General features: G+C 56.5%; 15 protein-coding genes. 4 read left to right on the top strand and 11 right to left on the bottom strand.

Annotated features, from left to right (window positions below; genetic code table 11):
* Positions 1-4 precede the first annotated feature (4 nt).
* The 10 genes from CU102_RS21055 to CU102_RS21100 form a co-directional block, all read right to left on the bottom strand.
* Positions 5-1324 (bottom strand): LLM class flavin-dependent oxidoreductase, encoded by a 1320-nt coding sequence (locus CU102_RS21055; protein WP_106713058.1) that lies wholly within the window; start codon positions 1322-1324, stop codon positions 5-7.
* Positions 1321-2403, bottom strand: coding sequence for an LLM class flavin-dependent oxidoreductase (locus CU102_RS21060; RefSeq protein ID WP_106713059.1), 1083 nt, complete (start codon positions 2401-2403; stop codon positions 1321-1323). The genes CU102_RS21055 and CU102_RS21060 overlap by 4 nt, the downstream gene beginning before the upstream one ends.
* Positions 2403-3152 carry a DUF427 domain-containing protein gene (locus tag CU102_RS21065; protein ID WP_106713060.1) on the bottom strand — a complete coding sequence of 250 codons (750 nt, stop codon included), beginning with the start codon at positions 3150-3152 and terminating at the stop codon, positions 2403-2405. The genes CU102_RS21060 and CU102_RS21065 overlap by 1 nt, the downstream gene beginning before the upstream one ends.
* Positions 3153-3177: 25 nt before the next feature.
* Positions 3178-4110, bottom strand: a complete 933-nt coding sequence (locus CU102_RS21070; RefSeq protein WP_106713061.1) for an ABC transporter ATP-binding protein — start codon at positions 4108-4110, stop codon at positions 3178-3180.
* A complete protein-coding gene (locus tag CU102_RS21075) occupies positions 4107-4748 on the bottom strand; it encodes an ABC transporter permease (protein ID WP_106713062.1) in 642 nt (213 codons plus the stop codon). Before CU102_RS21075 ends, CU102_RS21070 begins: the two co-directional genes overlap by 4 nt.
* Before the next feature lie 4 nt (positions 4749-4752).
* On the bottom strand, positions 4753-5370 hold the full coding sequence (locus CU102_RS21080; protein WP_106713063.1) for an ABC transporter permease: 618 nt from the start codon (positions 5368-5370) through the stop codon (positions 4753-4755).
* A 112-nt stretch (positions 5371-5482) separates the two neighbouring features.
* Complete coding sequence (locus tag CU102_RS21085) at positions 5483-6364, bottom strand: glycine betaine ABC transporter substrate-binding protein (RefSeq protein WP_106713064.1); 882 nt, start codon at positions 6362-6364, stop codon at positions 5483-5485.
* A gap of 234 nt (positions 6365-6598) precedes the next feature.
* Complete coding sequence (locus CU102_RS21090; protein WP_106713065.1) at positions 6599-7495, bottom strand: NAD-dependent epimerase/dehydratase family protein; 897 nt, start codon at positions 7493-7495, stop codon at positions 6599-6601.
* 108 nt (positions 7496-7603) lie between these two features.
* Positions 7604-8602, bottom strand: a complete 999-nt coding sequence (locus tag CU102_RS21095; protein ID WP_106713066.1) for an ABC transporter permease — start codon at positions 8600-8602, stop codon at positions 7604-7606.
* Between the two features lie 41 nt (positions 8603-8643).
* On the bottom strand, positions 8644-9387 hold the full coding sequence (locus CU102_RS21100) for an ATP-binding cassette domain-containing protein (protein ID WP_106713067.1): 744 nt from the start codon (positions 9385-9387) through the stop codon (positions 8644-8646).
* A gap of 528 nt (positions 9388-9915) precedes the next feature.
* Here CU102_RS21100 and CU102_RS21105 point away from each other — a divergent pair.
* The 4 genes from CU102_RS21105 to CU102_RS21120 all read left to right on the top strand — a co-directional run bounded on the left by CU102_RS21105 (position 9916) and on the right by CU102_RS21120 (position 14030).
* On the top strand, positions 9916-10905 hold the full coding sequence (locus tag CU102_RS21105) for a sugar-binding protein (RefSeq protein ID WP_106713068.1): 990 nt from the start codon (positions 9916-9918) through the stop codon (positions 10903-10905).
* 102 nt (positions 10906-11007) lie between these two features.
* Positions 11008-12081: a tartrate dehydrogenase gene (locus tag CU102_RS21110; protein WP_106713069.1), complete on the top strand. Its 1074-nt coding sequence runs from the start codon at positions 11008-11010 to the stop codon at positions 12079-12081.
* 83 nt (positions 12082-12164) lie between these two features.
* A complete protein-coding gene (locus tag CU102_RS21115; protein ID WP_106713070.1) occupies positions 12165-13373 on the top strand; it encodes a TIGR03862 family flavoprotein in 1209 nt (402 codons plus the stop codon).
* 297 nt (positions 13374-13670) lie between these two features.
* Positions 13671-14030: an SPW repeat protein gene (locus tag CU102_RS21120; RefSeq protein ID WP_106713071.1), complete on the top strand. Its 360-nt coding sequence runs from the start codon at positions 13671-13673 to the stop codon at positions 14028-14030.
* 55 nt (positions 14031-14085) lie between these two features.
* Here the strand turns inward: CU102_RS21120 and CU102_RS21125 are convergent.
* Positions 14086-15185 (bottom strand): 4-hydroxyphenylpyruvate dioxygenase family protein (locus CU102_RS21125; protein ID WP_210204791.1); only part of this gene is annotated, 1100 nt, incomplete at its 5' end.

Consider the following 15185-nt stretch of genomic DNA (forward strand, 5'->3'; position numbering starts at 1 on the left):
CTGCTCATGCGCCACGCGCGGGTATTTTTATACCGAGATTGTCTCGTAACGTGCGACCTTCGTACTCTTTGCGGAAGAGGCCACGGCGGCGCAGTTCGGGAATGACCAGCGCGATAAAATCCTCAAGCCCCGCCGGAAAATAAGCGCCCATCACATTGAAACCGTCTGCCGCCTTTGCGCGGAAGCGCTGCTCCAATTCATCGGCAATCTGTGCCGGTGTCCCGATCAATTGCCAGTGTCCGCGCGACCCGGCAAAGTGCCGCGCCAGTTGCCGGATCGACAGGTTCTCGCGCCGCCCAAGATCAATAATCAATTGTTGGCGGCTCTGGATACCGTCGGTCTGTTGCATCTCCGGCAAAGGCCCTTCCAACGGATATTGTGACAGGTCCTTGATGCTGAGATAGCTGGCAAGCAACGCCACACCGACCTCATCAGGGATGAGCTCCTGCAGAGCTTCATATTTTGCCCGCGCCTCGCTCTCGGTGCGCCCAACAATTGGCAATACACCGGGCAATATCTTCAGATCGTCCGGATGGCGACCGAATGCAGCCATGCGCGACTTCAGATCGCTGTAATAATCCTGCGCCTCTTGCAAAGTCTGCGCTGCCGTGAACACGACGTCGGCGGTACGGGCCGCCAGGTTCTTGCCCGCGTCAGACGCTCCCGCCTGTACCATCAACGGGCGCCCTTGTTGTGAGCGCGGACTGTCAAGGAGCCCTTTGACGGCGAAATGCGTTCCATGATGATCCGCAGGATATAGCTTGGCCGGGTCGGCGTAGATCTCACCGTCAACCACGTATGCTCCGGTATCGACACTGTCCCAGACCGCCGTTGCAGCCCTTACAAACTCTTCTGCCCGCTCGTAACGCTGCGCATGCGGCCGCAAACCACTTGAAACGAAGTTCTCCGCCTCAAGTTCGCTGGCCGAGGTGACAAGGTTCCAGCCGGCACGTCCGCCACTCAGGTTATCGATTGAGGCCAGTGTCCGCGCTAGCCCGTAGGGTTCGTTGTAGGTTGTCGATGCCGTTGCCACCAGTCCGATATGCGAGGTGTTCACTGCCAGTGCCGCCAGCAGGCTGAGTGGTTCGAACATTGTCGAGCGCGCGGCCTGACTCGCGATATTGGCATTGCGTTCGCGGATGGCAGCGGCATCCTCAACGAAAATCATATCGAACTTGGCCGCCTCGGCCATCCGCGTGAGCGCGATGAAATGATCGATATCGACGCCCGCATTTGCGACGGCATGCGGGTGACGCCAAGCGGCGATGTGGTGGCCGCCTGCCATGAGAAACGCACCAAGTTTCATTTGCTCGGCTTGCTTCATCGCGATGGCCCCGCAGCCCGACCGGCAGGATGTTCAGGCGCCCGAAGGCCGAGATGATCGCGCAGCGTTTGACCATCATAGAAGCTGCGAAACACACGCCGGGCTATTAGCTCGGGAATAACGAGATCAACAAACGCATCCAAACTTTCAGGCACGAGTGGCGGCTGGATCCTGAACCCATCCACATTACCGGTCATTGCCCACTGCTGCAGGCTATCAGCAATTTCCCCAGGTGTTCCAAAAAGGGCAAATCCCATTGACCGTTCTTCATCGGGAACCAATGAATCGAGTTCCCTACGTAGCTGCTCCGCATCACTCTTCGTGTTGCCGACATAGGGAATGACATCCGCCAGAATCCTCACACCCCGCCGTTCTCGGCCATGGCGCGCGAGCCGTTGCATAAAATCCGTGACCAAAGCCCTCGCCTCATCCAGCGATCTTGGTGCGATGAAAATCACTTCGGCAAATTTCGCGGCAATATCCAGGGTGTGGGGCGTCAGGCGATGCGAGATCACCGGCTTTCCCTGCGGAGAACGATTGACGTTGAGCGGGCCACGCACTGTAAAATGTTCGCCCTTGTGATTGAGTACGTGCATTTTCTCCGGGACAAAGAAACGCCCGGCCGTCTTGTCGTATATGAAAGCGTCACCCTCCCAGCTGTCCCAGAGGCCGGTGACGACGTTGACATACTCCGTGTCGCGTTGCGACGACTCTGACGAAGCCACAAGATTCCAGCCTGTCCTTCCCTTGCTGATCGTATCGAGTGATGCAAAGCGCCGGGCGAGATTATAGGGCTCGTGCTGGTTGGTTGCCGCAGTTGCGATCATACCGATTTGGCGCGCGACCGTTGCCAGCGCAGCGGCCAGCGTCGTCGGTTCGAAAGGCACGGCCTCCGGCGACAAATCATCGACAGGTCGTACGCCAAAGCGGTCCGCAAGCAGCACGAAGTCAAGTCTCCCCGCCTGCGCCTTGGCTACCTGCGCCGCCAGATGGGTGAAATCAATTGCTTCCGCCGACCTGCCTGTACGCCTGGCGCCAGGATGATGACCGAATGGCGTTATCGATAGTCCGATATGCATTATTCCGCGTTGCCACTGCTGACGCGGATATCAACCTTTTCATTGTAGAATGAGATCAGCCCCTTGATCATACTGCTTTCGGGGAAAGGCTCGCGATAGTACCAGACGATGTTCTCATGGCGTTTGCCGTCGAGATCAAAATGATAATAGGACGCCGCCCCCTTATAGGGACAGTACGTCGTGTAGTCGCTTGGAACGAGTGTCCCCTCAACCAGATCATCAACCGGAAAATAGTAGCGGGCAATCATTCTGGTTTCGAACAGAAAGATTGCCCGTCTGGTCCGTGCCACGAGCTTTCCATCGACGAATACTTCAACTAAGCGCGAGCTCGGCAGGGTGTCGATCCGCCAGTAGGCATTGCGCGGATGGCCGAAGATTTCCCGATCTTCCTCGAACCAGTGCACCGATCGCCAATCGACCGTCACATAGTCGCCGAGTTCAGGTATGCCGACCTGTGCTCCATCATAGCTCCACGCCTTTTCGGGCAACGTTATGCCATTCGACTGCAGCGACCAGAACGTCTTCGTTCCAAAGAGTGGGGCCGGTTCACTTTTTGACGTGGCTGTCAGTGCGCCTGCAACAAAATCAGCCCTCGGCAAATAATAGGTCGGATGACCGCCATTCTCGTAGATGACAATGGCATGTGTGGTGTCTGCGATGAAATGGTCGCCAAGCTTCAGGCGAATACGCCGTATGACCGGCTCAATCAAAACAGTAGGTATTTCCGAGGAACGATAGGCGATAGACATTTTTTCTCTCCCAATCTGAGCAAAATCATACCGAGAAGATTGCGTCCCGTTTCAGTTGACCTTTCACAACACCGCCGCCATCGACGACGGCAAGAACGTCGGTGTTGGCGGCAACCATCAATGCCAACGCGTCGCGCAAATTGCTGTTCGGCGCAACTTTGGCGGCATCTTCACGAGGTACTTCGCTGTTCATGGCGTCGTTGACCGTAAACAAGCTGAGTCGCTTGATCGCGCGATCGATGCCGACGAAGTTTTCCACGAAAGCGTCCGCAGGATGAGAAAGCACGGTGTCAGGTGTATCGTACTGGACAATCTTGCCGCTTTTCATGATGGCGATCCGATCACCAAGCCGGATGGCCTCGTCGAGATCGTGGGTCACGAGCACAACTGTCTTGCGCACACGCTGCAATATCTGGCGAAATTCGTCCTGAAGCCGGGTCCGGGCAATCGGGTCGATCGCCCCAAATGGTTCATCCATCAGCAAAACCGGCGGATCAGCCGCTAGAGCACGCGCCACGCCGATGCGCTGGCGCTGACCGCCCGAAAGTTGCCGTGGATATCGCTTGAGCATTTCCTGCGGGTCCAGCCCGACGAGATGCAGCAGTTCTTCCGTGCGCCTTTTGATCTTCGTTTCAGTCCAGCCAAGCAGCTTTGGCACCGCTGCGATGTTCTGCGCGATTGTCATGTGCGGGAAGAGGCCAACTTGCTGGATCACATAACCGATATGGCGACGTAGTTTCACAGGATCAACCCTGGTGATATCCTCACCGTTGACGATGATCTTGCCTTCGGTCGCCTCGATAAGCCGGTTGATCATCCGCATGGTCGTCGTCTTGCCGCAACCGGAAGGGCCGATCAGTGCTGTCGTCGTCCCCTCCGATACTACAAGCGACAAATCGTCGACCGAAGCCGCACCACCCTCGGTATAGCGTTTGGTCACATGTTCCATCGTGATCATGCGGTGGCTCTTTCTCCAAAGAACAATTTTTCGGCAAGACCGAGAATGAACTCGGTGGCGAGGGCCAGCAGCGCTATCGGAATGGCACCCACGAGCAGGCGCGACATGTCCATCATGCTGATGCCGACAGCGATGAAGTCGCCAAGTCCGCCTCCTCCGATGAATGGCGCAAGCGTCGCCCCCGCCAAGACCTGAACCGCCGCGGTGCGTGCGCCAGCGAACATTGCAGGTGCAGCAAGCGGGACGCGGATCTTGCGCAGGACCTGTCGGCGGCTCATACCCATGCCGGTCGCTGCCTCCACGGCATCCGGATCCACATCGCGCAGGCCTATAAACGCATTCAGAAGAATCGGCGGCAAGGCGAGAATCGTCAGGGCGACGATGGATGGCCCCAGGCCAATGCCGAGCAGCGGCATCATGATGGCCAGGATTGCAAGGCTCGGAATAGTGCGCATGGCATTGATCGTGTTGATCACGACAACGGCGAGCCCCCGGCGATTGATAATCAGGATAGCGAGGGGCAGGCCAATCGCCAAAGCGAATGCCAACGAAACCCCCGACATGACCAGATGCCGACCGAGCGCTTCGAAAAACTCCGGCTGGTTGTTGATGATCCAGGTGAACGCAGTGCTCAGCATATCTTCACCGTCCCTGAACCAGCAGTTTTTCGGCTCGACTGAGAAGAACATCGAAGAAAGTGGCCATCAGCGCTGTCAGAATTCCACCAACGAGTATTTTCTCGGTGTAGCTCTGATCGATGCCCATAAGGATGATGGTGCCTAGGCCGCCGCCATCGATGAAGGCCGCAACAGTGGCGATGCCGATGACGGTTACAAGGGCGATGCGAATTCCCGACACTATCAGCGGCAGTGCCAATGGCAACTCTATGCGGACGAGGCGCTGCCACGCACTATAACCCATGCCGTCAGCCGCATCGAGCACATCCGCCGGGACGCCGCGCAGACCGGTGACGATATTGCGCAGAAGTATGAGCAGGCAATAGGAGGAGAGCCCGACTAGCGCCGGCTTTGTTCCGAGGCCAAGCCATGGAATAAGTAGTGCAAACAATGCGAGACTTGGTATGACGAAGATGATGCCGGTAATCGTCAGGACGAAAGCATAGAGCTTCTGCCGACGGGCACAGAGGACACCAAGGATCAGCGCGATCACCAATGCGATGAGCACCGAGGAAACCGACAGGACAAGATGCTGCCAGGTTGCGGTCAGAATTTCCGGGATATTCTTGGGAGTCCAGTTCAAAAGAGTCGTCCTGCCTGCGTCGTCGTCAGCCGTAACGAAACAGCGGAGATGGGATCATCTCCGCCGTATCATGTTCAGGACGGTGCAACCTTCCGGTTTCACCGCAATCCGATCAAATTCCCTTGGCCTTCAGGAATTCTTCCGCGACTTCCTTCGGCTCCTTCTTGTCCCGTTCCACCGCCGCGTTGAGGTCGCGCATGATTTCGTTGGTAAGCAGCGGGCTTACCTTGTTTAGGACTTCGGCTATCTTCGGGTTCTTGGCCAGAGCATCCTGACGGACTACCGGCACAAGATAATAGGGCGGGAACAGATGCTTGTCGTCGTCAAGCACGACGAGATCGCTGTCGGCAATCTGCCAGTCGGTGCTGAAACCATAGGAGACATCAATGTTCTTGCTTGTCAGCGCGCTGTAACGAATGCCTAGCTTGGCGAAGATGCGGAAATCCTTGAATTCTATACCGTAGACTTGCTTCAAGCCGGGCAGACCGTCCTTGCGCTCACCAAAGCCGCCTTCGGCACCGAAGGATAGTTCCTTCGACGCCGGCCCGAGGTCGGTCAATGTCTTGAGTTTGTATTTCTCGGCAGTCTCTGGAAGAGTGATAATCGCGTAGCCATTGTTGATCTGCGTCGGCTCAAGCAATGTCAGCTGCAGGTTCTTCTCGTAATAATCCTTGACGTCCTTGTAGATCTTGTCGGCAGAACCCGACAGGTCGCCCTTTACGACGGCTGCAAGCGCCGTGCCAGTGTATTCTGGATATAGGTCGATCTCACCATTCGTCAGCGCCGAATGGGCAATCAGCGTTGCACCGAGATTAAGCCGGCGTTCAACAGTGACTCCCGCTTTTTCCAGCGCCTGCGCGTATATTTCGGCGACAACGAACTGCTCGGTAAAATTCTTGCTGCCAATTTTCACCGTTTGGGCAATGCCCGACGTTGCCGCCGTCAATGCTACCAATACGCCGAGCCCAATCGAGGCGACACTCTTGAAGATCATGATGTTCCCTGCAAGCTAAAGTAGGAACGTTTGTATCCTACTGGTTTCGTTGTCGAATTCGCATGCTAGTCATCTGGGGCGGCAAGTCGCAGAACAATTTGCCAATGTTTCCCGTAGAAGTAGAATTTATTTACTATGCGATTGCAACTCGGAATGTTCCTCAAAAGCGTGTCACCCGCTGGTCCGTTGCCGTTCCAGGTACCCGTCACGCATCATGCCGTGGCAAATGCAACTTCAATTGAGTGGTACGTATTTGCGCCAGTCGTGTTCTTCTTTGAACCCAAGGATCTCCCGCGCCTTGCGGTTGGATAATGGCGCTTCGAATTCATCCATTTCGCGCCGTACCGGCACACCGGCACAGTATTTTGCCAGAAATTCCCGCGTGGACAATGTAGCGGTGATCGTGTCGTTGACAGCGTTGAACACCTGAAATCCAAGACCGTCCTTGCGAATTGCCAGATCCACGATCTGGCCGAGGTCCCTTGCATCGATATAGCTCCAAGCATTGCGTTTGCGCGACATCGGATTGGCGAGGAACGCGGGGAAGCGATCATATTCATGAGGTTCGATCACGTTTCCGATCCGCAGTGCGTAAATATCGGCTCCTGTCCGCATGGCAAAGGCACGAGCGGTTTTTTCGTTCACCAGCTTGGACAGGCCGTAGCTATCCATTGGATCAATATCGTAATCTTCCTCAAGCGGAAAATGATGAAAATCCTTGTCGCCTTCAGCAAAGCAGACACCGTAGGTCGTTTCGCTGGACGCGATAATGATCTTCCTGATCCCGAGCTTAACAGCAGCCTCGATGACATTGTACGTCCCTATCGTATTGATCCGAAACGTCTCGTTGTCCGGCTTGATCAAGACCCGCGGGACGGCCGCGAAATGCACGACGGCATCGATCGGCTTCGGTCCCTTCCCGGTCTCGAAACCTTCGAAACCGAAATGACTGGATAAGGCATTGAACATCTCGCCGCTATCGGCGATGTCTGCGATCAGGGTATTAACGCCCGGGTATTCGAGCGGCACGAGATCGACATTCAACACGTCGTAGCCTCGATCGGCCAGATAAGGAACCACATGCCGTCCCGCCTTACCGGCGCCACCAGTGAATACAATCCGCTTGTTCATCTCGGTATCTCCTTGAATACTCCTAATCCCGGCCAGCTGTGCTCGAGACTTCAACCGATAAGCGCGCTCGTCCGGTCATCCCCGACAATTTGAAATGGCACGAACCGGTCACTCGCTCTGGCGGAATTTTCGCAACCTGTCGAACAGGACTGCCAGCAGGATGGCTCCACCAATAAAACAACCTTGCCAGAACGCATTGATGCCGAGCAAGCCAAGGCTGTTGCGGATAACTTCGATGAGCGCCGCGCCGACAAGTGCACCGAAAGCCGTGCCGACGCCACCGGCCAACGCGGCCCCGCCTATAACCGCTGCTGCGATAACCTGAAGTTCGAGGCCGGTACCAATATTGGTGGTGATCGCGCCGAGCCAGCCGGTTTGAATAATGCCGGCGATGCCTGCGGAAAGGGACGAGATCATATAAACGGCAACTTTGATCGGGCGAACCGGAACGCCGGTGAGCGTTGCCGCATGTTCATTGCCGCCTATGGCATAGACGTGGCGACCGAACTTCGTCCAACGGAGTACGAAACCCGTAATCAATGCCAGTACGATCATGTAGAGAACGGGGTTGGCGATGCCAAAAAACCAGGCGCCGCCGCCGAGCGAAAGAAGCTTGTCGTGATCTGGTCCGAACTGGAACACAACAGTGTTGCCAGAGGCCACCATCGCCAGACTTCGCGCGATCGATAATGTGCCGAGCGTGACCACAAATGGTGGCATACCGATATAGGCGATCAGCAACCCGTGGAAAGCCCCGACAGCAAGTGCTGTGCCAATGGACGCTGCGATACCAACCTCGATGCTGTAACCGGCATGCATGACGACCCCGAGTATCATGCTGCACAAACAGAGCACCGAACCCACCGACAGATCGATGCCTCCAGTGATGATGACAAGGGTCATGCCCAGAGCAATGATCGCAACGAATGTGACATTGCGCGTGATGTTGTAGAGATTTTTCGCCGTCGCAAACGAGTCCGTGGCGAACGACAGGAAGATGCAAGCGAGAACGACGGCGACGAGAACCCAGAAGGTCTGGCTCCCCAACTTTTCGGAGAGCCAAGTCTGCTGCTTCTGCCCAATCGTCTGGTCAAGAGTAACTGCCATTGTCGACCTTCGATTCTTTCAAATTCCGGCTAGGACGCCGATTATACTACTTGTTCGATGGCGCCGGTAATGAGCCCCGTGACTTCTTCTGGCGAGCTTGCTGCAATGCGTTTGTCAGCGACTTTCCTGCCTCGCCGCATGACGATCACGCGATCGGCAACATCGAAGACGTCTGGCATGCGGTGACTGATGAGAACCACGGCAATGCCCTGGTCGCGAAGGTGACGGATCAAGTTAAGGACTTCGGCGATCTGCCGCACAGAAATCGCCGCAGTCGGCTCATCCATCAGGACGATCTTCGCCTCGGATAGCCTGGTGCGAGCGATCGCCACTGCCTGCCGCTGACCACCTGACATCTGCTTGACGAGATCGCGCGGGCGGGTCTCCGACTTGAGTTCGGCGAAAATCTGGCCTGCTCGTCGGTACATGGTCGCGTAGTCGAGAATCCGAAAGGGTCCAAAGCCCCGGCGAAGCTCTCGGCCGAGAAACACATTCGCCGCTGCAGTAAGATTGTTGCATAGCGCCAGATCCTGGTAAACGATCTCGATGCCGTGCTGGCGCGCTTCTACCGGCTTGTGAAGATTAAGCTCGGTGCCGTCCATGCGCATGGAGCCATGGCTCGGACGAAAGTTGCCGGCAATCATTTTGACGAGCGTCGATTTGCCGGCTCCGTTGTCTCCCATAAGACCGACCACCTCGCCGGCTTGTATGGAAAGAGAAACATCACTGACAGCCTGGATGGCTCCGAAATGTTTGGAGATGTTGATAAGCTCAAGAACTGCCATCCGTCGTCCTGCCTCCCGTCCCTTATATGCTCGGTGTCGTCCGGCATCGTTCGCAGATCAAGCGGACGTTGTCGCGATCCCGTTATTCCAGCTTCCTCCATGGAAAACGGCGAGCTCATTTAGGCGTTCAAATCCGAGCATCAATCAACTTTCAGGTGAATTCAAGCCCGCACACACCAAAAATCGTTTTATATGACAAATAGGCGTTGACGCGGGAACTTTGCCGATATTAGCTAATCTCGGGAGGAAAATCCTTGTCACCAGCGCGGTAGGCAAGGTCGGGGGAGGATGCCCGATCACACTGATTTTCCAAGGCTCACATCCGCGCGCTCTGCGACTGGTTCAATTCGAGAACTGGGTGGACAAAAGCAAGGCAAACACCTCTTGGGTTCGCACTATGGACTGGCAATGCTCTTCGACTCGGTCGGGCGATGCAAGCGTTTAGACAATGGCGTCATCGTGCACCGTATCCGAAGTTAATCTGGTGTGATGGACGCTCAATGTCCGTCTGTTTCAAGGGAGGAATAAATGAGGAAATCACTACTGCTCATCACCGCGGCGGTCTTGGCGCTTGGCGCTGGACCTGCCCTTGCAAAGAAACAGCTCGTCATCGTCGTGAAAGGTCTCGATAATCCGTTCTTTGAGGCTATTCACCAGGGTTGCGAGAAGTGGAACAAAGAAAACGCCAGTTCGGACTATGAGTGCTTTTATACCGGCCCGGCATCAACGTCAGATGAAGCCGGCGAAGCTCAAATCGTGCAGGATGTGCTCGGCAAGGCTGATACGGCAGCGGTTGCCATCTCGCCGTCCAATGCCAAGCTGATCGCTCAAACCATCAAGACGGCCAACCCGTCGGTTCCAGTGATGACGCTGGACGCGGACTTGGCCGCTGAAGATTCAGCGCTGCGCAAGACCTACCTTGGTACTGACAATTACCTGATGGGCTTCAAGATCGGCGAGTACATCAAGAAGGGCAAACCCAACGGCGGTACGATCTGCACGATCGAAGGCAATACAGGTGCAGATAATATCCTGCGCCGCGCCCAGGGGATGCGCGATGCATTGACCGGCCAAAAGGGCCTCGCAGAGCTCAAGGGTGAAGGCGGATGGACCGAAGTTGCGGGCTGCCCCGTCTTTACCAATGATGACGGCGCCAAGGGCGTCCAGGCGATGACGGACATTCTTGCCGCCAATCCAAAACTGGACGCCTTCGGTATTATGGGTGGCTGGCCACTCTTCGGTGCGCCTCAACCCTACCGCGATCTGTTCAAGCCTATGGCTGAAAAGATCGCCAGCAATGAGTTCGTCATCGGTGCCGCCGACACAATCGGTGATGAAGTCGCCATCGCCAAGGAGGGCCTGGTAACGGCGCTCGTCGGACAGCGGCCGTTCGAGATGGGATACAAGGCTCCGTCGGTGATGATTGATCTGATTGAGGGCAAGCCAGTCGAAGATCCAGTCTTCACCGGCCTTGACGAATGCACCAAGGACACGGTTGATACCTGCATCCAGAAGTAGTTGCAAAACAGGGGCGCGCCAACCGAGGCGCGTCCCTGATTTGCTTCGATCATTGGGTCGCAATGAGCTCTGCCGGCGGCGCCAGAGAACCGGAGCACAGAAATGCGAGAATATGCAATCGCCGCGATCCCCGCAGATGGAATCGGCCCTGAGGTAATTGCAGCCGGAACGACGGTCCTTGCAAGTCTTGAGAAACGCCTTGGTGACATCAAGTTTAACATTAAAACTTTCGACTGGGGCTCGGACTACTACAAGAAGCACGGCGTCATGATGCCGGCAGATGGCTTGAGCCAACTAAAGAAGTTCGACGCCATCTATTTCGGAGCCGTCGGCGCACCCGATGTTCCGGACCACATCACACTCTGGGGCCTGCGCCTGCCTATCTGCCAGGGATTTGACCAGTATGCCAATGTCCGCCCGAGCAAAATCCTTCCGGGTATCACCCCTCCACTACGCAACTGCGGTCCGGGAGACCTCGATTGGGTTATCGTGCGCGAGAATTCCGAAGGCGAGTATTCCGGTCACGGCGGACGGGCGCACAGGGGACTGCCTGAAGAGGTCGGAACCGAAGTTGCCATCTTCACTCGCGTCGGTGTCACACGCATCATGCGCTATGCTTTCCGGCTGGCGCAATCGAGGCCACGCAAATTTCTGACGGTCGTCACCAAGTCCAACGCGCAGCGCCACGGCATGGTCATGTGGGATGAAATTGCCTCTGAAGTCGCGGCGGAATTCCCCGATGTGACCTGGGATAAGATGCTGGTCGATGCAATGACTGTGCGCATGACGCTCAATCCGAAAAGCCTCGACACCATAGTCGCCACGAACCTCCACGCTGACATTCTGTCAGATCTTGCCGGTGCATTGGCAGGTAGCCTCGGCGTGGCTCCAACGGCCAATATCGATCCAGAGCGGCGCTTCCCATCAATGTTCGAGCCGATCCACGGCTCTGCCTTCGACATTACTGGGAAAGGCATTGCCAATCCGGTCGCAGCATTCTGGACTGCGGCACAGATGCTCGATCATCTTGGTGAAGGAGAGACAGCCGCTCGACTCATGCGCGCCGTGGAAGGCGTCACTGCAGCTGGCATCCTCACGCCTGATGTTGGCGGATCAGCGACTACAAGAGACGTTACCGAAGCTGTTGTCGACGCGATCTACTCCTCAAATGTCTAACCGACGGGACATTTGAAGCATCTTGCACTCGGCGTCCTAGCGGTCCAAGACTTGCCCAATGGATTCGGGTACCGGGCCAACATATGAACAAAAGACAGATTGCGATTGTTGGCGGCGGCCCTGCTGGTTTGATGGCGGCCGAATTGTTGTCGCTATCCGGTCACTCGGTAACGATCTATGACAGCATGCCGACAGTCGGTCGCAAGTTCCTGCTGGCCGGAAAGTCGGGCCTGAACATCACGCATGCCGAAGACTATGCACAATTCGTGCAACGGTTCGGCTCTGCCTCCAACCGGTTGCGTCCAGCTCTTGATGCCTTCACGCCAAACGATGTGCGCGCTTGGGCAATGGCCCTCGGCACGGAAACCTTTGTCGGCTCATCCGGACGCGTCTTCCCAAGAGTCATGAAGGCCTCGCCACTCCTGCGCTCATGGCTCGGCCGGTTGGAGGCACAGGGCGTTCAGATTTTGACTCGTCATCGCTTCACGGGTTTTAACGACGGCGGTTACACCTTCGAAACTCCGGAGGGAATGAAGATGGTTCAATGTGATGCGGCCTTGCTGGCGCTTGGCGGTGCGAGCTGGCCGCGACTGGGATCCGACGGTTCCTGGCTGGCTCAGCTGCGAGCCAAGGGAGTAAAGGTCGCCGATCTCCGACCCGCCAATTGCGGCTTTGACGTCGATTGGTCCGGGAATTTCCGGGAACGTTTCGCCGGAGCACCGGTAAAATCCGTAACCGCGACGTCGGAAGCGGGCACGTTCCCTGGCGAATTCGTGGTCACGCAGACCGGCATTGAAGGCAGTCTCGTTTATGCCCATGCAGCCGGTTTGCGTGACCGACTTGAAAAGGAAGGCAAGGCAACTCTCCTGCTTGACCTCATGCCCGGTAGAACTGCCGAACGCTTGGCACGGGACCTCGGACGGCAGGGCGCCAAGGCAAGCGCGTCTAATCGCCTTCGCAAGGGAGCCGGTTTGGAAGGCGTCAAGGCCGCCCTGGTGAGAACACAAGCAGATGCCGCGGATATTGCCGATGCCGGTCGTCTCGCACGAATTATCAAAGCTTTGCCGCTACCAGTTGTCAGACCACGACCCATTGCGGAAGCGATCTCGTCGGCGGGCGGCGTTTCCTGGGATAGCGTTGACGACCGATACATGCTGAAGGCACTCCCGGGTGTATTCGTCGCTGGAGAGATGCTCGATTGGGAAGCACCCACTGGAGGTTACCTTCTTACCGCCTGTTTTTCGACCGGACGTGCGGCCGCCCATGGAATGGAGACATGGCTGCGAGGGTGAACTGACATGCCAGATTTACTTGGCGCCGCCCAGTAAATCTCAAGTTTTCGATGCGTCCATACCTAACATTTTCCAACGCATAAAACCGCCATCTGTTTGCGAGACTTAGTACAAATCTTTAACATCGCGAACCGGCACTTGCGTCCCCAAGCTTTTGCCAAGTGTTCACTTGAAAACTTTTAGGCGCCTTTGCGCGAACCCTCTTGAATTTCGTCTTAGCCAGGATTATTTTATTCTTAAGCGTGCACGACACGCTGATGATAATGCTTTGCTTAAGCTTCGTCTAAGGAGGTTGTTATGGCAAACGCACTTATGGAAGGAAAGAAGCCGCAGGATTGGCTCAACCTGGTCTTGGCGGTATGCTTGTTTATCTCCCCTTGGGTTGTCGGCTTTGCATTTGAGAATACGCCGACCTGGAATGCGTGGGCCGTCGCCATCCTGTTAGGTGCGCTGGCGGTTGCCGCTATTTCAGCTTTTGCTGAGTGGGAAGAATGGGCAAATCTCGTACTTGGTCTTTGGCTGGTCGCGTCTCCTTGGCTGCTCGGTTTTGCCGCCAATGTCAACGCGATGTGGACCCATGTGGTTCTTGGGCTGCTTGTCGCCGCGATATCGGCTTGGGCAGTCTGGGGTTATCACCACCCCCACGCTCACGCCTAGACATTGATCGGAAGGCCCGCCGCACGCGCGGCGGGTCTCTTCCTGTTGAAATGAACTATAGACGCCCTTTTGGCATGCCTAGAGGGCGGATGTAGCGTTTCTGCGCAGCGATACGGAAGATGGCGTTGGGGGCACCATAACCTTTGTAGCCCTTGCGCTCGACGATCTCGAAAAAGAAGCCTTCGCCGTAATTCGGGCTATAGAGCTGAAAGTACTCGCCGTTGTCATCGCGATCGTAAAGGATATTGGCTTCCTTCAGTCTGTCCGAAAAATCCGGATCCAGACCGAACCTGGCTTCAATGTCGTCATAGTAGTTCGGCGAGATTTGCAAGGGCACGAAGCCGTTGGCCTTCAGCGCCTCGGCTGTCGCAAAGATATTGTCGGTCCTGAAGGCGAGGTGCTGGATGCTCGATCCGAATTTCTCGGCCAGGAAATGACCGGCAAGGGTGCGCCGGTTCTCGGCGCCATTCATGGTGATGCGCAGCGCGCCGGTGTCGTTTTCGACAACTTGGCTGCGCACGATGCCGGCTGGATCGATGATATCTACCATCGGCGTCTTCCTCGTCTTCAGGATTGAAGTGTAGAACAGCAGCCAGGTCAGCATCTCATCGAAGTTCATGGTCTGGGCCACGTGGTCGAACTGCAGCAGACCGGCATCCTCGCCCGCAGCTTCGTCTGCAACAGGGTCGAACTCGATTGCCCAGATGTTCTTGAGCTCCGACTTGTCATCGACAAAATAGAGGACCCCGCCGCCGACGCCGCGAATGGCCGGCATGCCGAGCTCTGAAGGGCCAACGGCCTGCGCGAACGGTTCGGCGCCAAGCGCCCGGGCGCGGGCAACCGTGGCATGCGCATCCGCCACCTTGAGCCCGAGTGCATAGGCCGACGTGCCGTGGACGGCATAGGACGAGTGGGCAAAGCCCTCCCGTTCGGTGTTGATCACCAGGTTGATGCCACCCTGGCTGTAGCGCGCCACCTGCTTGGTCTTGTGCGTGCCGGTCTGGCGGAAGCCCAGCGTGTGCAAGAGCGATGCAAGCTCTCTGGCCTCTTCTTCATTGGCGGCAAACTCCACGAATTCGACGCCGGTGACCTCGATGGGCGCCGGCATCGGCGGAATCGTCATGACGATGTCCGGTTCGCTGCGCTTCACCTGGT

It is taken from the genome of Phyllobacterium brassicacearum (assembly GCF_003010955.1).
In the GTDB taxonomy this organism is placed as follows: domain Bacteria; phylum Pseudomonadota; class Alphaproteobacteria; order Rhizobiales; family Rhizobiaceae; genus Phyllobacterium; species Phyllobacterium brassicacearum.